General features: G+C 73.2%; 15 protein-coding genes and 1 pseudogene. 5 read left to right on the forward strand and 11 right to left on the reverse strand.

The window, feature by feature from the left end; genetic code table 11:
* Nucleotides 1–2 precede the first annotated feature (2 nt).
* Nucleotides 3–2,456, forward strand: coding sequence for a SpoIIE family protein phosphatase (locus ACZ6C1_RS19755; RefSeq protein WP_469242403.1), 2,454 nt, complete (start codon nucleotides 3–5; stop codon nucleotides 2,454–2,456).
* Here the strand turns inward: ACZ6C1_RS19755 and ACZ6C1_RS19760 are convergent.
* The 5 genes from ACZ6C1_RS19760 to ribA form a co-directional block, all read right to left on the reverse strand.
* A complete protein-coding gene (locus ACZ6C1_RS19760; protein ID WP_469242404.1) occupies nucleotides 2,440–4,026 on the reverse strand; it encodes a HoxN/HupN/NixA family nickel/cobalt transporter in 1,587 nt (528 codons plus the stop codon). The genes ACZ6C1_RS19755 and ACZ6C1_RS19760 overlap by 17 nt on opposite strands.
* A complete protein-coding gene (locus ACZ6C1_RS19765) occupies nucleotides 4,023–5,396 on the reverse strand; it encodes a tetratricopeptide repeat protein (RefSeq protein ID WP_469242405.1) in 1,374 nt (457 codons plus the stop codon). Before ACZ6C1_RS19765 ends, ACZ6C1_RS19760 begins: the two co-directional genes overlap by 4 nt.
* 88 nt (nucleotides 5,397–5,484) lie before the next feature.
* Complete coding sequence (locus ACZ6C1_RS19770; RefSeq protein ID WP_469242406.1) at nucleotides 5,485–7,038, reverse strand: DUF4331 domain-containing protein; 1,554 nt, start codon at nucleotides 7,036–7,038, stop codon at nucleotides 5,485–5,487.
* 91 nt (nucleotides 7,039–7,129) lie between these two features.
* Nucleotides 7,130–7,786, reverse strand: coding sequence for a hypothetical protein (locus ACZ6C1_RS19775; protein ID WP_469242407.1), 657 nt, complete (start codon nucleotides 7,784–7,786; stop codon nucleotides 7,130–7,132).
* A gap of 118 nt (nucleotides 7,787–7,904) precedes the next feature.
* Nucleotides 7,905–8,567: a GTP cyclohydrolase II gene (ribA, locus tag ACZ6C1_RS19780; protein ID WP_469242408.1), complete on the reverse strand. Its 663-nt coding sequence runs from the start codon at nucleotides 8,565–8,567 to the stop codon at nucleotides 7,905–7,907.
* 67 nt (nucleotides 8,568–8,634) lie between these two features.
* Here ribA and ACZ6C1_RS19785 point away from each other — a divergent pair, with 67 nt between their 5' ends.
* The gene (locus ACZ6C1_RS19785) at nucleotides 8,635–9,396 is read left to right on the forward strand and encodes a creatininase family protein (protein WP_469242409.1); all 762 of its coding nucleotides are present in this window, start codon (nucleotides 8,635–8,637) and stop codon (nucleotides 9,394–9,396) included.
* A gap of 107 nt (nucleotides 9,397–9,503) precedes the next feature.
* Nucleotides 9,504–10,283, forward strand: coding sequence for a RibD family protein (locus ACZ6C1_RS19790; protein ID WP_469242634.1), 780 nt, complete (start codon nucleotides 9,504–9,506; stop codon nucleotides 10,281–10,283).
* On the opposite strand, the pseudogene ACZ6C1_RS19795 reads toward ACZ6C1_RS19790, so the two are convergent.
* The 5 genes and pseudogenes from ACZ6C1_RS19795 to ACZ6C1_RS19815 form a co-directional block, all read right to left on the reverse strand.
* Nucleotides 10,209–11,165: pseudogene (locus ACZ6C1_RS19795) on the reverse strand (lysylphosphatidylglycerol synthase transmembrane domain-containing protein); the annotation flags it as partial. The gene ACZ6C1_RS19790 and the pseudogene ACZ6C1_RS19795 overlap by 75 nt on opposite strands.
* Entirely contained in the window at nucleotides 11,132–11,992 is an 861-nt protein-coding gene (locus ACZ6C1_RS19800) for a class I SAM-dependent methyltransferase (RefSeq protein ID WP_469242410.1), read from the reverse strand. The pseudogene ACZ6C1_RS19795 and the gene ACZ6C1_RS19800, both read right to left, overlap by 34 nt.
* On the reverse strand, nucleotides 11,989–13,101 hold the full coding sequence (locus tag ACZ6C1_RS19805) for a glycosyltransferase family 4 protein (protein ID WP_469242635.1): 1,113 nt from the start codon (nucleotides 13,099–13,101) through the stop codon (nucleotides 11,989–11,991). Before ACZ6C1_RS19805 ends, ACZ6C1_RS19800 begins: the two co-directional genes overlap by 4 nt.
* A 53-nt stretch (nucleotides 13,102–13,154) precedes the next feature.
* Nucleotides 13,155–13,553, reverse strand: a complete 399-nt coding sequence (locus ACZ6C1_RS19810) for a 6-pyruvoyl trahydropterin synthase family protein (protein WP_469242411.1) — start codon at nucleotides 13,551–13,553, stop codon at nucleotides 13,155–13,157.
* Between the two features lie 77 nt (nucleotides 13,554–13,630).
* Nucleotides 13,631–14,632 (reverse strand): zinc-dependent alcohol dehydrogenase, encoded by a 1,002-nt coding sequence (locus ACZ6C1_RS19815; RefSeq protein WP_469242412.1) that lies wholly within the window; start codon nucleotides 14,630–14,632, stop codon nucleotides 13,631–13,633.
* A gap of 109 nt (nucleotides 14,633–14,741) precedes the next feature.
* On the opposite strand from ACZ6C1_RS19815, the gene ACZ6C1_RS19820 reads away from it, so the two are divergent.
* The gene (locus ACZ6C1_RS19820) at nucleotides 14,742–15,506 is read left to right on the forward strand and encodes a CDP-alcohol phosphatidyltransferase family protein (RefSeq protein WP_469242413.1); all 765 of its coding nucleotides are present in this window, start codon (nucleotides 14,742–14,744) and stop codon (nucleotides 15,504–15,506) included.
* Between the two features lie 47 nt (nucleotides 15,507–15,553).
* Here the strand turns inward: ACZ6C1_RS19820 and ACZ6C1_RS19825 are convergent, their stop codons facing one another.
* Nucleotides 15,554–17,155: an alkaline phosphatase family protein gene (locus ACZ6C1_RS19825; RefSeq protein ID WP_469242414.1), complete on the reverse strand. Its 1,602-nt coding sequence runs from the start codon at nucleotides 17,153–17,155 to the stop codon at nucleotides 15,554–15,556.
* 318 nt (nucleotides 17,156–17,473) lie between these two features.
* On the opposite strand from ACZ6C1_RS19825, the gene ACZ6C1_RS19830 reads away from it, so the two are divergent.
* Nucleotides 17,474–18,040: a PadR family transcriptional regulator gene (locus ACZ6C1_RS19830; protein WP_469242415.1), complete on the forward strand. Its 567-nt coding sequence runs from the start codon at nucleotides 17,474–17,476 to the stop codon at nucleotides 18,038–18,040.
* The last annotated feature ends 35 nt before the right edge of the window (nucleotides 18,041–18,075 follow it).

Genomic DNA, 18,075 nt, shown 5'->3' on the forward strand with positions numbered 1-18,075 from the left:
CGATGGACACACCGGTCACGACGTTCAGCGAGGGGCCCGAAGACCCGTTCGCCGTCCGGCGCTCGGCCTCGGCGGTACTGGACGACCGCGGCACGGTCGTCGGCTGGAGCGACCCGGCCGAGGCGCTGCTCGGATACCCGAGCGAAGAGGTACTGGGGCGCCCGGCGGCCGGGTTCCTGGTCGACCCGGCGGACCGGGGCGTCGTCCTGGACGCCGTCGCCGCGTGCGTGGACGGCCAGGGCTGGTTCGGGGTCGTACCCGTCCGGCACCGCGACGGCCGGCGGGTCGAGATCGGGTGCCGCGCCCGCTCCATCACCAAGGACGGAGCCCACCGCGAGTGGTTCCTCGTCGGCGCCCCGGCCGAGGAGGTCATCCAGTGGGAGACGGACCGGTCGGTGCTGGACGGACTGTTCGGCCGCTCACCGATCGGCCTGTCCGTCCACGCCCCCGACCTGACCATCCTCCGGGTGAACCGGGCGATCGCGAAGTTCAGCGGGATCCCGGTCGAGCAGCACCGCGGGCTGCGCACCAGCGACTTCCTGATCCAGCGCGACACCGACACGGTGGAGCGGCAGCTGCGGGAGGTCCTCGAGACCGGCCGTTCCGCCATCTTCGCCGAGCAGCCGGCCGTACTGCGCCGGGACCCCGGCGGGGAGCTGTTCGTCTCCGTGTCGGCGTTCCGGCTGCAGGATCCCTCCGGCCGGATCCTCGGCGTGACACAGACCGTCGAGGACGTGACCGACCGCTATCGCGCCCGCCGCCGGCTCGCCCTGCTCAACGAGGCCAGCGCCCTCATCGGCACCACACTGGACGTCACGGAGACGGCGCGGGAGCTGGCCCAGGTGGCTGCCCCCGACCTCGCCGACCGGGTGTCCGTGGACCTGCTGGAACCGGTGACCCGGGGCGAGGAGCCCCTCCAGGACACCGTCGGGCCACTGTGCCGGGCGGCGGTCCGCACCGTCCCGCCGGACGGTGCGGACCTGATGCACCCGGTGGGCCACACGATGGACGTTCCACCAGGGACGGTCCAGGCCCGCTGCCTCGCCGAACGCAAACCCGTCCTCGACACCGGCCCGGAGGACCCCGGCGCGTGGCTGTCCATGGAACCGGAGCCCGCGCGGCACGCCCTCGGCCAGGGCGTCCACTCCCTGCTGGTGGTGCCCCTGGTCGCCCGCGGCCTCGTGCTCGGATTGCTCAGCCTGTGGCGGTCGGAGCGACTGGATCCGTTCGAGGAGGACGACGTCACCCTCGCCGAGGAATTCGCCTCCCGGGCCGCCGTCTGCATCGACAACGCACGCCGCTACACCCAGCAGCACCAAGCGGCGCTCACCCTCCAGCACAGCCTCCTCCCGCACCTGGTGCCCCGGCACCCGGCGGTCGACGTCGCCCACCTCTACCTGCCCGCCGACGCCGCGGCCGGTGTCGGCGGCGACTGGTTCGACGTCATCCCGCTCTCCGGGCTGCGGGTAGCCCTCGTCGTCGGTGACGTGGTCGGCCACGGCATCCACGCCGCGGCCACCATGGGCCGCCTGCGTACCGCCGTCCACACCCTCGCCAACCTCGACCTCGCCCCCGACGAGGTGCTCTCCCACCTCGACGACCTCGTGGACCGCCTGGCCGCCGAGCAGGAGCCGACCGACGACCTCTCCCGCCAGGTCGTCGGCGCCACCTGCCTCTACGCCGTGTACGACCCGGTGTCCCGCCACTGCGCCTTCGCCCGCGCCGGTCACCCGCCCCCGGCGATCCTCACCCCCGACGGACGGGCGAGCCTCCTCGACCTCCCCGCCGGCCCGCCCCTCGGCCTGGGCGGCCTGCCGTACGAGTCCGCCGAACTGGACCTCGCCGAAGGCAGCCTCCTCGCCCTCTACACCGACGGCCTCGTCCAGGCCGGCGACCGGGGCGTCGACGAGCGGGACGTCGACGAGCGCGTGGCCGATCTGTGCGTCGCGCTCACCGAACCGGCCCGCACGCTCGAGGAGACGTGCGGAGTGGTGCGTGACGCGCTGCTCTACGACCACCCCACCGACGACGTCGCCCTGCTCGTGGCGCGTACCCGCGTCCTCGCGGAGGAGAAGGTGGCCACCTGGGAGCTGCCCGTGGAGGCGACCGCGGCCGCCCGCGCCCGGACCCTGACGGCGTCCCGGCTGGCCGAGTGGGGGCTGGAGGACATGCTCTTCACCACCGAACTGATCGTCAGCGAACTGGTCACCAACGCCTTCCGGTACGGCGGCGGGCCGATCACCCTTCGGCTCATCCGTGACCGCCACCTCATCTGCGAGGTGTCCGACACCGGCAACACCTCCCCGCACCTCCGCCGCGCCCGCAGCACCGACGAGGGCGGCCGCGGGCTCTTCCTGGTGGCCCAGCTCACCGAGCGGTGGGGAACCCGCTACACGCGCGAGGGCAAGACCATCTGGACCGAACAGGCGCTGCCCGCCGTCACGCCAGCGCCGTAGCCGCCCCTCGCAGCACCAGTCCGCACCCCAGCGCCAGGACGACCGCGGCCGTGCCGAGCGGTGCCATCCGCTGGGCCAGCCCCACGACCCGGCCCCGCGGCCGTAGCACCAGCCGCTGCTTCGTGGTCTCCCGCAGCCGCACCACGGCGAACCCGGCCGCCGCGAGGGTGAGCGCCACCCCCGCCCCGTACGCCAGGACCAGCAGGAACCCGAACCACGCCTGCCCGAGGGCGGCCGCCCCGATCAGCACGACGACGGCGGACGGACTGGGCACCAGTCCGCCGGCCAGGCCCATGAGGACCACCCCGCGCAGGCCGGGAGCGGGGGGCAGGTGGGAGTGGGAGTGGCCGTGATGGTGGTGCCCGGGGGAGTGGCTGTGCGTGTGGCCGTGTTCGTGCCCGTGGCCGTGCTCGTGCTCGTGCCCGTGGTCATGGTCGTGCCCATGCGCGTGTCCGTGCTCATGGCCGTGCGAGTGCCCGTGGCCGTGGCCGTGCCCGTGTGCGCGATGGCGTCGGCGCCAGGCCCTGCGCAGCAGCAGCGCGCCGGCCACCGCCACCAGGGTGCCGCTCGCGATGCCCAGCCAGGACACCACCGAGGGCGCCGCCGCCGACCCGGCGGTGATCAGCGCCCCGAGGGCGAAGACGCCCAGGGTGTGGGTGAGGGTCACCGAGGCACCGAGCGTCAGCATGTCGCGCAGGGAACTGCGGCCTCCCGCCGCCGCGGCGGCGGCCATCATGGTCTTGCCGTGCCCCGGGGCCAGCGCGTGCATCGAGCCCAGCAGCACGGACGCGCCGAGCGCCAGGACAGCGAAGCCCACGGTGAGTTCGTGCCGGGCCACCAGGCCGGTCAGTGCCTCCGCCCAGCGGTCGGCGCCCCTCGGCAGGACTCCCGACGCGGGCGAGTCCTCCGTGGCCTTCTCCGGCCCGGCCAGTGCCGGTCCGCCGGGCCGCACGGTGAAGGCGGCCTTCCGGGAGTCGGGCGGCGAGGAGAGCAGATCGTCGGGGTAGGCGGTCAGCCGCCGGGACACCGAGTCGCCGGGAACGTCCGCGTCGCCGAGTGTCGTCCGGTCGCCCCGCGCGGTGATCTCCCGCCACCCCGGTCCGGCCGCCACGGCCGCCGGTGCGTAGTCGAGACGGATGCGCTCCTCACGCGGGAGCGGGGCGGTCAGCGCGCAGGTCACCCGGAGCGTCTGCAACCCCGCCTGTCCCGGGCGCACCTCGGCTTTCGCGCTCTTGGCCACCGGCGGACGCGCGGTCCCGCCGCCGACCACGAGCCGCGCACCCCGCGCCGCCGCGTCGCATCGCGCCCGGGCCCAGGCCGACAACTCCGCCGGCGCCAGGCGGTCGTCCCCGTCGGTGTCGATGCGCCCGCGTTCCTGCGAGGCCGGGATCTCCGCCAGGTCCTCCACGTGGTCCACCGTCAGCGTGCCCGGAGCGACGACGAGGCCGTCGTACTGGCTGACGGTGAAGTTGCCCAGGGGATGCGCTTGCGCCGCCTGGGCGGGGAGCAGCGCGAGGGCCACCCCCGTCACCAGCGCGGCGAGGGCACCCCCGGCCGTGCGGCGGCTCATGACGCCTCCTCACGCGCGGACAGGGCCGCCCTGGCCTCACGGGCGCCGGTCGCCGAGAAGCCGGGGTTCAGTGCGAGCGCGGCACGCAGATCGCGCCGAGCCCCGGCGTCGTCGCCGAGGGCGTGCTCGATCATGCCCCGGTGGAAGAGGAACGAGGCGTTGCGATAACCGGGGGACAGGGCCGCGGCCTTCTTCGCGTACGTCAGCGCCTCCGCGTCCTTGCCGTTGGCGTGCAGTGCCCAGGCGAGCGCGTCCGCGGTGTGGACGCTGTGGCGGCGGGTCCACTCGGCTCGCGCCGCCGTCAACGCCCCGGCCGCGTCGCCGTGGTCGGCGTCGATCAGGGCGGACTCGAGATCGGTGGCGACGCCGTTCGCGCGGGCCAGCCGGGTCATGGTCCGGAGGAGCGCGTACTGCTCCTCCGCCCGGTCGCGCCGGCCGGTCGCCTCGTACAGTTCGCCGAGCGTGGCGAGCCGGCCCGGCGTCGGGTGACGCCGTACCACCTCTTCGAGATCACTCACCGCGCGTTTCATGTCGCCCAGTGCGGCGTGGCTGCGTCCTCGCCCCTCCAGCGCCGGCACATCGCCGGGATCGGCCCGCAGGGCGGTCGCGAAGTGCTTCAGGGATTCCTTGAACCTGCCCTGGTTCCACTCCAGTTGACCCAGCGAGGTGGCGACGTAGGCCACATCGGCGGGGGTGAACGCCGAGTCCTGGGCCCGCAGCAGCACCCGGCGCGCCCCGCTCACGTCGCCGCGCAGCTCCAGGACGTAGGCGTACCGCGTGAAGACCGGGATGCCGGGGCGCCGCCGGTCGGCGAGCCGCACCGCGCTCAGCGCCTCGTCGTAGCGGCCGAGCTCGACGAGGGCGTCGACCCGGGTGGACAGGGCGCGTTCGCTGTACGGGTTCACCCGCAGCGCCCGGTCGGACCGGCTGAGCGCCGTGTCGAAGTCGTGCCGGGCCGCCGCCAGCGCGGCCTGTCCGGCGAGCGCCGCGTCGTTGCGGTCGGCGGGGCGCAGTTCCAGCGAACGCCCGAACGCCTTCTCCGCCTGCGGGTACCGGGTCGGGTCACCACTGGTGCGTGCCTGCTCGACGTACGCCGTCCCCAGCGTCGCCCACCCGGTGGCGTCGCGGGGCTGGTCCTTGAGGTGCTGCTGCAGGCGGGCGATGCCCCGCCCCAGGTCACCGGCCGCCAGACGCTCCACGGGCACGACCGCCGCGAGTGCGGGCGCCGCCTGCTGGGGGCCGGTCTCGCCGTCGGCCCCGGACGCCACCGAGCCGGCCGTGAGCCCGAGGGCCACCGCCACGACCGCCGCGATCCGCCACCGCCCCTGCCGCCCCTGCCACGGGGCGGACTGCGGCTTCCGTACGAGCATCCGTTGTGCCTTCCTGGTTCTTCTGGATGGGGGCCCGGCAGCGCCGTGGGGGGAAGGAACGCTGCCGGGCGTCATGGGGGCGTCGGTGTCAGCCGAGCCAGGACCGGCGTTCGGGCTGACGGCGGGAGCGTGACCACATCGCCCTGCCGAAGCCGACGAGCAGGACGCACACGGCTCCGGCCGCGGCCGAGACGAGCATCACCGTGTTGTCGTCCCACGACGAGGTGAGCGAGGAGACCCCGCCGGTGAGCCCGGTGGTGTCCGCCTTCGTGGCCGCCTCCGCCGCCTTGGCGTCGGAACCGGCGGTGGGCAGCGCTACGTACGGGAAGGTGCGGCCGAACTCCTTGTCGTTGGCGTCGACGGCGTCGCCCAGGTCGTTCTTCGCGCCGACGAGTTCGCCCTCGACGACCTGGAGGGCGATGTCCAGCACGTCGTCCGACAGCCGACGCCCGTTGGGGAAGCCCGCGTTGTCACCGTCGAGCACCCCGAGCCGCTTGGGCTCGGCCACCGGCTTGATGGAGGTGTTGAGGCGCAGCATCTCCGACGGCTTGCCGTTCGGCTGCTGGTTGAGGTCCTTGACCCCGGTCAGGAACACCGAGACGAGGTCGTTGCGCGGCTCCGCCGGCGCCTTGATCTTGTAGATCCCCTCGATGAGCTTCGGCAGCTCGGGCTCGGTGACGTTCTTCAGGAAGTCACCGTCGTTCTCGGGCGAGGAGGCGTTGAACTTGTCCTTGTCCTTGACCGGGTTGACGACCTCGTTGACCAGCGGCATGCCGAGCCGTGACACCTGCGTCCAGTGGCCTTCGGCGTTCTTGCGCTCGGTCGTGGCGTAGACGCCGACGACCGGCTGCTTCTCGGACTCCCGGAGGTACGAACTCGGCACCTGGAGGGCGATCGTGTTGACGTTGTAGCCCCTGAGCGTGTCGTTCCCGACCTCCGACAGGTCACCGCCGTACAGCAGGTCGAAGACCCGCAGATCGAGGAAGAACGGGTCGTCGGCCTGGCCGGCGAACGCCTTGAGCCCGCCGGGGACCTTCCGTACGGCCTGGTCGCGCAGCTTCTGGTAGTCGGGCATCGACGCCTTGCCGACGTTCGACGGTGCGACCGGCAGGTCCTTCGCCAGCTCGTGGCGCGAGGCGACCTTCCCGTGCTTCATGCGCAGCAGTTCGATGTCATAGGTCTGGGTGAAGTTGAGGTCCGGGTCGTCCAGGCTCTCCACCGCACCGGTGTTGTAGAGGAAGGTGTTCTCGTTCTTGCGGTGGTCGGCGAAGGTGAACCGGTACACCAGGTCGTCCTGGGCGTCGCCGTCGCTGTCGACGTGGATGTCGTACCGCGCGTCCTCGGCGAACGTGTAGAAGTTGGGGCCACCCGCCGGCTCCTGGAACGGCAGCCAGTTCGCCACCAGGGTCGTCGTGTCCGGATGGTCGGGGCTGACGAAGGCGTACACATCAGTGGTGTCGAACTGCGGCTGCCCCGATATCAGGGGGGCCTCCCGGTGGCTGGAGGCATGTGCCGTCTCCGGCTGGAGCACACTCGCGCCGGCGGCTGCCAGCCCGCCGGCGGCCAGTGCGCCACAGGCGAGCAGGGCGATGCTCCTGCCCCGCCACGTCCTTCCGCTTCCGGTGGTTGAGGTCACGGTCATCTCGTCCGTCCTTCATCAGTCATCGCGTCCGTTCCGGCTTGTTGTTGGACCAGTACGTGCGCAGCGGCCGTTGTGTTCGGCGTGGGGGTCATCAAGGCCGGGGCGGCGGATCCTGGAACCGGGCCGCGACGGCCCGGACCTCGATGTCGTAGTGTCCGCGGGACCCGTCGCCCGGGTGGAGCTGCGGTATCCGGTAGGTGCGCCTCGGCGTCTCGCGCCCCTCCTGGCCGGCGTCGTCACGCGAGCCGTGCACGTCCTGGTGCGGCGGCCGGACCGGCTGCCCCGAGGGCACCGAACCACTGGAGGTCAGCGCGCCGTTGGCCAGCATCGAGGACACCACGAGCAGACCGCCGACCGCGCCGACCCCGCACACTCCCGCCAGGCGTCCGCGCCTGACGACGAGGCGTGGCCGCCTGACGCTCCGGGGATCCCGCCACGAGGGGGCGGTGGGTGGTGGTGCCGTGTGAGAGGCCTGCTGGTCCGGCCACGGTGTGACGTCCCGCCACGGGGCGGTACGGGGAGGCTCGGCCGCGGGGGCGTCCTCCGGGTGCGTGGCGCGCGCCCACAACGGCTCCACCGTCACGGTCGGTGGAGGGCCCGTCAGCCCACCGGTGCCGCGGAGTTCGGCGCGTGCGGCGTCCAGGTCGTCCAGCACCCGCTGGAACGAGTCCATGATCGACTGAGCGGAGCCGGGCTCCGCACCCGGAGTTCGCAGGGGTTCGTTGTCATCAACGTCATCAACGTGCACGGCGGTGCTCCTCGGCGGGGTACATGCCTTCCGTGGCGACCCGGGGTGACCGGGACCGCGGTGTTGCGTTCGTCGTCAGGCAATACGCAGCGCGAGCGAGCTTGTCTCATCCCACCGTTCAGGACGGGTCGGCCGTGCGCTCCAGACCCAGGTGCGGGAGGTGGTGGCCGAGGCGCTCCCTCTTGGTCCACTGGTAGAAGAGGTTCTCCTCACGCGGCGGTATCAGCAGCGGCACCTGCTCGCTGATCGTGATGCCGTGTCGCCGCAACGCGTCATGTTTGCGCGGGTTGTTGGACAACAGCCGTACGGAACGCACCCCGAGGTCGCGCAGGATCCCCGCCGCCGCCCCGTAGTCGCGGGCGTCGTCGGGGAAACCCAGTGCCAGGTTCGCCTCCACCGTGTCCAGGCCCTCCGACTGGAGTTGCATCGCGCGCAGCTTCGCCAGCAGACCGATGCCGCGGCCCTCGTGCCCCAGGAGGTAGACGAGCACGCCCCGCCCCTCGCTCGCGATGGCGTGCAGCGCCGCGGAGAGCTGCTCCCCGCACTCGCAGTGCCGGGACCGGAAGGCGTCCCCGGTGAGGCACTCGGAATGGAGGCGGGTGAGGACGTCGTCGCCCTCGATATCGCCGTACACCAACGCTATTTGTTCCTGGCCCCGGTCGTGGTCCAGATAGCCGGCGGCGCGGAAATCGCCGAACCCGGTGGACAACTGCACATTCACCACATGCTCGACGCCCGTTCGGCGAGTGGTGTCACGGAGCACGTCATTGGTATCTATCATGGCCCGATCGTATCGGGTAACCTCCCGGAGTGGGCGGGAAACTGACGACAGAAAAGGGGCGGGGACGATGAGCGTTCCGCGACCGCGGATGCCGGCATTGGGTATGCTGCCGCTGGAGACGACAACGGGGGACGTGGGAGACGGCCGTGCCGATGTCGCAGTCCTCCCCATAGGGAGTTTCGAGCAGCATGGCCCGTTTCTCCCCTTGATGACCGACACCGTCATAGCCTGTGCGATCGCCCGCGAGATCGCCCATGTGCATCCTGTGCACCTGCTCCCACCAGTGACGATCTCCTGCTCGCACGAGCACGCCGACTGGCCGGGGACCGTCAGTATCTCCGCCGTCACGCTGTACGCCGTCGTGCGGGACATCGCCGAGTCACTCCGCCGGTCCGGTATCGAAAACCTCGTCCTGGTCAATGGGCACGGTGGAAACTATGTGCTGCGCAATGTGGTTCAGGAGTCGGCCGGTACCGGCACGCGAATGGCGCTCTTCCCCGGTCCGGCCGACTGGGACGCGGCCCGGGAAAGAGCCGGTGTGCTGACGCCGTCACACAGCGATATGCATGCGGGAGAGGTGGAGGTGTCCATTCTTCTGCATGACCATCCGGAACTGGTCCGGCCCGGTTATGAAACGTCCGACTGGACTGCCGACGAACGTAAGCATTTGCTCTCGCTCGGTATGCGGGCGTATACGGAATCCGGAGTCATCGGCCGCCCTTCCCGGGCCTCCGCCGAGAAGGGAAGGAAATTGCTGGCCGCCCTGGTCGATTCCTTCGGCGAGTACCTCTCACTTCTGGTTCCCGCCTCCGGGCAGGGCGTACGGTGACCGGCGTTCACTGCGTCGACGCGGCCGGCGCCTGGGAGCGGCTGCGCCGCATCCGGTCACTGGCGGACGCCGAAGCCGCCGGCCTGGTACGCGGTACCGACGGCCGGATGCGGTGGCGGGACGGTTCCCCCGAGGCCGACGACCTGGCCGACCGCTACCTGCCGCTGTGCCTGGCCGGCCCGCACGTCACCTTCGCGCAACTGGGCCAGAGCCTGGACGGGTTCATCGCCAGCCGCACCGGGGACGCCGACTACGTCACCGGGGAGGAGGACCGCGAGCACCTGCACCGGCTGCGCGCCCTCGCCGACGCGGTGGTCGTCGGGGCCGGTACCGCCGTCGCGGACAACCCCCGGCTGACCGTACGCGCCTGCCCCGGCGACCACCCGGTGCGCGTCGTCCTCGATCCGCACGCCCGCGTACCACCGCGGCACCGGGTGTTCAGCGACGGAGAGGCGCCCACGCTGTGGGTCGTGGCCGCCGGCGACGAGCACCGGGCACCGGCCCGCCACCCGGACGGCGTCGACGTCCTGACCCTGCCCGATCGCGCCGCGTTCGCCCCGCGCAACCTGGTGCGGGAGCTCGCACACCGGGGCCTTCGCCGCGTACTCGTCGAAGGAGGCGGCGTCACCGTGTCGCGCTTCCTCCAGGAGGGCGCCCTGCACCGGCTGTACCTCACCGTCGCGCCGGTCCTGCTCGGCGACGGCGTCCCGGGACTCGCCTTCCCCGGCCCGGACCTGATGCGCGACGCGCTCCGCCCACCGGTGCGGCGCACCCTGCTCGGCGAGGACACCCTCTTCGAACTCGACCTGCGCACGCCGCCGCATCCCGGCCAGCCACTGGACCAGCAGCACACCGGCACCGGGCAGGCTCGCGACGAGGCACAGTAGCCCGTACACCACGGCCACACTCAGCCCCTGGGCAGCGCCCAGGCCCGCCGCGCCGAAGGCCCAGGCGGTGACACCTTCCCGAGGCCCCCAGCCGCCGACGTTCAGCGGCAGCGCCATCGCGAGCAGAGCCAGCACCATCAGCGGCAGCAACTCGCCCGCCGGCGCCGTCGAACCGGCGGCGCGGGCGGCGAGGAGGAACATCGCGAGATACCCCGCCAGCACCGCCACCGACGACACCAGCACACCCGCCACGCTCCCCGGGAGCAACACCACCGAACGCCCCGCGGCGGGCGCGGCGCCGACCACCGCGGCGGGCTTCCGCCGGCGGAACCGTACGGCAGCCGCCGCGGTCAGCGCGCACACGACGACGGCCGCGACCACGAGCAGTCCCGTGGCCGCCCTCCCGGCCTCGGCCAGGACCGGCGAATGGTGCGTGAACAACAGCACCAGGCCGACCGCGACCAGGACCACCTGCCCCGCCACCCGTTCGACGACCACCGCCCGCACGCCCAGACCGACGTCACCGGAACTCCGCCCGTGCCGCACCGCACGGTGCACGTCACCCACGACGCCGCCGGGCAGCGCCGCGTTCAGGAACAAGGACCGGTAGTAGTCGGCGACGGCCCGGTCCAGCGGCAGCCGCACCCCCAGAGCCCGCGCCACCAGACACCAACGCCATGCGCTGAGCACCGTGGTGAACAGACCGAGGCCCACGGCCCCCACCAGGGTGGAGCCCCGAACGCCCCGCAGCGCGTCCGGGACGGCACCCGCGCCGTGCCACCACACCACCCCGGCGAGGATGGCCGCCCCCGCCACCATGCCGAGGCGGCCCCGCACCGCGCGAGCCATCACGCGGCGCCGCCCGCGTCCCCCGGCAGGGCCAGGACGTCACTGTGGTGCACCACCACCCGCAACTCACCCGCCTCACAGGCCTCCAGCCGGCGCCGCAGGTACGCGGTGGCACGCGGCGCCAGATCCGGCCGCTGCTCGCGGGCCGCGCCGACCCAGCCCCGCAGCCACTCGGCCGTCAGCGCGGACTCGGCGGCACCCAGCCGCCACGGACTGGAGGACACCAGCACCCGCATGCCATGGCGGCCGAAGACCTCCTGGGCCGCCCCGACGGCGTCGGGCCCCAGGAGCCGGCGGCCCTCGTCGAGGCGGCGCTGGTGGTCGTTGAACGCACCGCCGATCGCACCGTCCAGCGGGTCCGCCGGGGTCAGTTCGACCCGCCCCACCACCGACAGCGCCAGCAACGCCGGGCAACCGGCCCCCGCGCACGCCGCGGCCAGCCGGTCCACCTCCTCGCGCGTGAGCACGTCCAGCAGCGCCGACGCCGTCACCAGACCGGTGCCGGAGAGCTCGGCCGCGGTGAGCCGGCCGATGTCGCCCTGCCGCGTCGCGACCGTGATCCGGCCGCCGTCACCACCCGTACGCGGCAGCCGCTCGGCGGCCAGGCGCAGCAGAGCGGCGTCGTGGTCGTGCAGCACCCAGTGCTGCGGGCCGCCCAGCAGCGGGGCCAGCCAGCGCCCCATGGAACCCGTGCCACAACCCAGGTCACGGATCACCGGCACGGCCTCCTGCCGCGACCGGTTCGCCTCCAGGTGCCGCCGCAGCGGGTCGAGGAGCTCACGCGCGCGGGCGGCGGCGTCGGCGGCCTCCCGCAGCGCCAGCCACTCCGGGGCGTAACGAGGTCTTTCGGTCACACTCACGCGGCCTCCCGCGGTTCCTGACGGAGCTGCTCCAGTGCCCTGGCCAGACTCCGGGTGGTCGTCTCCCAGCCGGCCAGCGCGGTACGCCGCCGGCGCGCGGCGACCTTCGCGCGATGGCGCTCCCCGGGCTCGCTCAGCCAGCGCCGCAGCGCCCCGGCGAGCGCGGCCGGGTCGCCCGGCGGCACCAGGGCACCCGGCACACTGCCGTCCGGCGCGCGCCCCACCGCCTCGGGCAGCCCGCCGACGGCCGTCGCCAGCACGGGAACCCCCCGCGCCAGCGCCTCCGTCACGGCCATGCCGTACGTCTCCGCGTGCGAGGCGAGCACCAGCAGGTCGGCGCCCGCGTAACTGGCGTTGAGCTCCGGTCCGCTGCGCGGACCCGCGAGGTGCACGCGGTCGTCGAGACCGCATTGCGCGATCAGCTTCCGGAGCCGGTCGACGTAGTCGGGGTCCTGGCCGAGCCCGCCCACGAAGACACAGCTCCACGCCAGGTCGGTGACCGTCGCCAGGGCCTGGACCAGCTCGTACTGCCCCTTGCGTGGGGTCACCGAGGCCACGCACAGCAGGCGCGGGTCGCCGCCCGTACCCCGCGAGGCGTCGCGCGAGGTGCCGGAAGCGGTCGCGCTGCCGGGCGCCAGCGGCCCGATGTCCACCCCGGGCGCGGCGACATGGACCCGGTCGGGGGCGAGCCCGTGGTGGGCCGCGAGCCTCCGCGCCGCCCAGGTGCTGGTGGCGACGACCGCCGTCACCGCGCGCAGCGTCCGGCGCTCGGCCGCGTCCAGCACCGCGGCCGACTCCGGGGCGAGTCCCGTCTCGTCACCGAGCGGCAGGTGCACCAGCACCGCCAGACGCAGCCGGCCGGCCTCCGGGACCACGACCTCGGGGACGGCGCAGGCGACCAGCCCGTCGAGGAGGACCAGGCTGCCGTCCGCCGCCTCCCCGAGGAGCCTGCCCAGCCCGGCGCGCGCGGCCGCCGAGGGCCGGGGCCAGTCACCCTCCACGAGGTGCTCGTGAACCTGCCAGCCGACGGCGGGCAGGTCCCGGCACACCCTGCGGTCGTAGACGTTGCCGCCGCTCGGCGCGGCCGGGTCGTCGACGCCACCGGGCATCACCACCCGTACCGAGCGCTCGGGCACAGCGGCCGGGCCGGCCGCGCGGTCGCTCACAGAGCCCGCTCGTAACTCGCCCAGGCGATGTGCGACTCGTGCAGGGTGACCGTGATGCCGGTCAGCCCCCGCGCGCCCTCGCCCATCGCCCCGGCGTGCACCCGGTCGGCCAGGCGGTCGGCCACCACCTTCGCCAGGAACTCCGTCGAGGTGTTGACGCCCTTGAACTCGGCCACCTCGTCGAGATTGCGGTAGTTGAACTCGGCCACCACACCGCCGAGCTCCTTCGTGGCGAGACCGATGTCGACGACGATGTTGTCGGCATCCAGCTCGGCACGGCGGAAGGTGGCGTCCACGAGGAACGTCGCGCCGTGCAGACGCTGCGCGGGCCCGAACACCTCCCCGCGGAAGCTGTGAGCGATCATGAGGTGCTCGCGGACTGTGACACTGAACAACGGCTGTGACCTCCGGGTCCTTCGATGCGGCCGCTCTACGGCCCCTGTCGTTACTACGGTCCGCACACGCCGTGCGTTCAGCCGGACTCCGTGGCGCCGTCCGCCGTGCCGTACCGCACCCGGTGGCACAGTCCGGGCAGGTCACCCGCCGCGATCCCGCGCAGCACCGACGGCAGCTCCTCGAAGGCGCACTCGCCGGTCACCAGGGCGTCGAAGACCGGGTCGGCGAGCAGGTCGAGCGAGAGGGCCAGCCGGTCGGCGAAGGTCCGGCGGGAGCGCCGCGCCTCGGACACCCGGCCCACCTGGCTGCCGCGTACGACCAGACGGCCCGAGTGGAACGCCTCACCCAGCGGGAGGCTCACGCGCCGGTCCCCGTACCAGCTGAGCTCCAGCACCGTCCCCTCCGGAGCGAGGAGTTCCAGCGAGCGGACGAGCCCCGCCTCGGTGGCGCTCGCGTGGACGGCGAGGTCACAGCCGCCCAGGGCGTCCGGCGGGAGGGCGAAGTCCACGCCCAGAGCGGCGGCGACGGCCGCCCGGGCGGGGTCGGCGTCGACCAGCTGGACGCGCACCCCGGGGAAGCGGGCGAGCAGGGCGGCGACCGAACAGCCGATCATCCCGGCTCCGACGACCGCGATCCGGTCACCGACCAGCGGCGCGGCGTCCCACAGGGCGTTCACCGCGGTCTCCACCGTCCCGGCCAGCACCGCCCGCGCCGCGGGCACCGCGTCCGGCACGGGGGTCACCGCGCCGGCCGGGACGACGTACCGGGTCTGGTGCGGGTAGAGGCAGAAGACCGTCCGGCCGACCAGGTGCGGTGGGCCCTCCTCGACCAGACCCACGTTGAGGTACCCGTATTTGACGGGTCCGGGGAACTCGCCGTCCTGGAACGGCGCCCGCATCGCCGTGTGCTGGCTCTCCGGTACGCCGCCCCGGAAGACCAGGCCCTCGGTGCCCCGGCTCACGCCGGAGAACAGGGTGCGGACGACGACGTCGTCGTCCGCCGGCCGGGGCAGGTCCACCTCGCGTATCTCGCCGTGGCCGGGGGAGCGGAGCCAGAAGGCGCGCGCGGTGCGCTTCATTGCGGTTCTCCTGTTGAACGCTGGGCTGTTGCTGCACGTTGTGAGGGTGACGAGGCCGCGCAGGGTATGCGACGGCCATTGACTTTGTCACAGGTCCGGAGGACGACCCGTGTCCGTGAGCGACATTTCCGAAGCACGTCCGTTGCGCCATGAGCCGGTCCTGGGAGCGGCCGCACAGATCGGTCTGCTGCACCTGCTGGGTACCGGGGCGGGGCTGGGGCCCGTGGGATGGCTGGCGGGCCTGGTGTTCACGGCCGCCACCTGGGCGGTGCTCGCCTGGGCCCTGTACCGGTCGTGGCCCGGCTGCAAGCCCTTCGGCCCGGCCAACGTCGTGACGCTGACCCGGCTGACGCTCGCGGGGGGCGTCACGGCGCTGGTCGCGGAACTCTTCGTGAGCCGGCCGCCGGTGGTGGTCCTGGTCGCGCTCACCGCGGTGGCGCTGGTACTGGACGCGGTCGACGGCCAGGTGGCCCGCCGCACCGGGTCGGCGTCCGCGTTCGGGGCGCGGTTCGACATGGAGGTCGACGCCTTCCTGATCCTGGTGCTGAGCATCGGGGTGGCCCTGTCCATGGGCCCGTGGGTCCTGGCGATCGGCGCCATGCGGTACGTCTTCGTCGCCGCGGCCCGGGTCCTGCCGTGGCTGAACGGGCCGCTGCCGCCGAGCATGGCCCGCAAGACGGTGGCCGCGGTCCAGGGCGTCGTCCTCCTCGTGGCCGCCGCCGGGGTCCTTCCGGACGGGGTGGCGTACGCGGCGGTCATGACGGCGCTGGCGCTGCTCGTCTGGTCCTTCGCCCGTGACATCCGCTGGCTGTGGCACGTCCGGGTGCCGGGTGCCGCCGCCGTGGCCCGGGAACCGGCGCGCGGAGGCGTCTGAGGCCCGCCCGGGTGGCGACCCCTCGGCGTTCCCCGCCCGCGGCCCGCTCATCGCGGGCCGTAGGCGGTCAGGAAGCGGTCCCGGAAGGCGTCCATCCGCCAGACCGGGGCGTCGGGGCCGGGCTTCAGGCCCTTCTGCCAGCCCCAGCCCGAGATCCGGTCCATCACCGCCGGGTCGCGGGCCACGATCGTCACCGGTACGTCCCGGCCCAGCCGGTTCTGTGTGACGGTCGGGACCGGCTGGTGGTCACCGAGGAAGACGACCACCGTGTCGTCGTCGCCGTACTTCTCCACGTACGAGAACAGGCTGTTCAGGGAGTACTCGATGGCCCGCCGGTATTCGGTGCGCACGCGCGCGGGGTCCTTCCACACCTCCTTGGGGTCCTCGCCCGCCCTCTTGACCGACTCGTAGACCGAGCCGTCACCGAGCTCGTCCCAGCCGAGCATGGTCGGTACGGGTGCCCAGGGGTTGTGGCTGGAGGTGAGGATGATCTCCGCCATCAGGGGGTCGTGGCCCGCCCTGCCGTGCTCCAGGCGTTCGAAGGCGGCCAGGCTGAACTGGTCGGGGACGGGCGTCCAGCTGAACTTGGGCCCCTTGTAACCGAGGTTCCTCGAGTCGTAGACGTGGTCCAGCCCGTAGAACCGCCCCTCCGGCCAGGCCCGGGTGACGCCCGGCATGATGCCGACGGTCCGCCAGCCGCCCGCCCGCCGGAAGGCGCTGGTGAGGGTCAGGCGGTCGCCGGACGTGAGGTCGCGGTAGCGCTGCTGGTTGTCGATCCACAGGCCCGACGCGAAGGTGGAGTGGGCCAGCCAGCTGCCGCCGCCCGTCGTGGGGGAGGTGAGGAAGGCGCTCCGGGAGGAGTAGCCCGCGGCGCCCAGCCGGCGGGACCCGTCCGCGAGCACCGCGCCCACCTGTGACGCCATCTCCGGGTCCTGGACCGCGCTGCGGCCGTAGCTCTCGATGAAGACGAACAGCACGTCCTTGCCCCGCAGACCGGTCAGCAGCCGGTCGCCCGGCATGCCGCGGAAGGCGTCGACCGAGGCCTCCTCGGCGAACGCCTCCCTGTCCGCCATCCCGGCACGCACCTGCTGCACCCGGCCGTGCACGGCCTCGGCCGTCGTGCGGGAGGCGACCGCCGTACCCGAGACCTGCACGCCGAGCGCCGCGCAGACGACCCAGACCGTGCCGGTGACCAGGGCCGCGGGGGTCGCCACGGCACTGTGCCGGACCACCACGTGGCTCAGCCGGACGACCGACAGGGCCATGAGGGCGAGCAGCACGACGACCAGGACGCCGGCTCCGATCACCGCACCGGTCGCACCGGCCGGGCCTATGGAGTCCCGGAGGAACGCCTCGGCGTCGTCGAACAGGATCCAGTCGAGCACGGGGTCGAAGGGCCTGGCGAGCACGGAGTGGAAGCCCATGTCGAGGACGTTCAGGAGCGTCACCAGTCCCAGGGCCACCCCGGCGAGCGCGGCGACGACCCGCCTGGCCTTCGGCCGCAGCACCAGCAGCAGCGCGGCGCCGGCTATCGCCTCCACCGGTATGCGCGCGAACGCGCCGGGCGTGAGGCGCTCCAGCCGGTCCGGCAGCAGCAGCGCCACCGTCACCAGCACGGCGGCGAGCCCCGTACCCACCCGGGACACCACGACCCGTGCTCCCGGGGCCCGTGCCGCCGCTCCGGCCGGCCGGTCGCCCTGTTGCGGGATTGCGGAGCCGGCGCGCGGCACCTGACGAGACAACTCGATCGACACCCGGAGGTCCTTCCGTACGAAACCCGGTGGTACGGCGGCCCCGGCCCAGGAGCGGGGGCCGCCGTGGAAGGTACGGTTCGCCGGCCGAAGTCGTTCAAGGCGGGGGCCGGGAGGCCAGGCGGGGATGGCCGGGTCGCGGGCGCCGGGTGAGCCGCGTCTCACCGGGGCGGTCGCGCTTGTCTATGCAACGAGTTGCATAAGAGGATCGGGGGCATGGCGCTCGAACACGCGATCCTCGTGTCCCTGCTGGAGCGGCCGGGCTCGGGCTATGAGCTCGCCCGGCGGTTCGAGCGGTCCATCGGCTACTTCTGGACCGCCACCCACCAGCAGATCTACCGCGTGCTCAAGCGCATGGAGAGCGACGGCTGGATCGACGTCCGTGAAGTGCCGCAGCAGGGCCGCCCGGACAAGAAGGAGTACTCCGTCGCCGCCCTCGGGCGGACCGCGCTCTCCGCCTGGCTGCACGAACCGATCGAACCGGAGAGCGTCCGCCACGACCTCGCCGTGAAGATCCGTGGCGCGGCGTTCGACGACCCCGCCGCACTGATCCGCGAGGTCGAGCGGTACCACCGGACGCACTCCGACCGGCTCGCGCGCTATCTCGCGGGGGAGCGGCGCGACTTCACGGGCCCCGAGGCCCCACACGCCTCCGGGCCGCCCGACGCCGGGCGGGAGCTCCAGCACGTCGTGCTCCGCGGCGGCATCGCGTACGAGCGGATGCAGCTCGCCTGGCTCGAGGACGTCCTCGCCACCCTCCGCCGGCTCGTTCCCGATCGCTGAACCGCGGTCACCCTCACCACCCTCACCACACACCT

Source organism: Streptomyces sp. NPDC041796, from assembly GCF_055590785.1.

Bases quoted from the DNA above. Each gene is read 5' to 3' on its own strand.
- ACZ6C1_RS19755 (WP_469242403.1), top strand. From the start codon at position 3: ATGGACACACCGGTCACGACGTTCAGCGAGGGGCCCGAAGACCCGTTC.
- ACZ6C1_RS19790 (WP_469242634.1), top strand. From the start codon at position 9,504: ATGCGGTGGCGGGACGGTTCCCCCGAGGCCGACGACCTGGCCGACCGC.
- ACZ6C1_RS19805 (WP_469242635.1), bottom strand. From the start codon at position 13,101: ATGCCCGGTGGCGTCGACGACCCGGCCGCGCCGAGCGGCGGCAACGTC.
- ACZ6C1_RS19785 (WP_469242409.1), top strand. From the start codon at position 8,635: ATGAGCGTTCCGCGACCGCGGATGCCGGCATTGGGTATGCTGCCGCTG.
- ACZ6C1_RS19760 (WP_469242404.1), bottom strand. From the start codon at position 4,026: ATGAGCCGCCGCACGGCCGGGGGTGCCCTCGCCGCGCTGGTGACGGGG.
- ACZ6C1_RS19770 (WP_469242406.1), bottom strand. From the start codon at position 7,038: ATGACCGTGACCTCAACCACCGGAAGCGGAAGGACGTGGCGGGGCAGG.
- ACZ6C1_RS19830 (WP_469242415.1), top strand. From the start codon at position 17,474: ATGGCGCTCGAACACGCGATCCTCGTGTCCCTGCTGGAGCGGCCGGGC.
- ACZ6C1_RS19765 (WP_469242405.1), bottom strand. From the start codon at position 5,396: ATGCTCGTACGGAAGCCGCAGTCCGCCCCGTGGCAGGGGCGGCAGGGG.
- ribA (WP_469242408.1), bottom strand. From the start codon at position 8,567: ATGATAGATACCAATGACGTGCTCCGTGACACCACTCGCCGAACGGGC.
- ACZ6C1_RS19815 (WP_469242412.1), bottom strand. From the start codon at position 14,632: ATGAAGCGCACCGCGCGCGCCTTCTGGCTCCGCTCCCCCGGCCACGGC.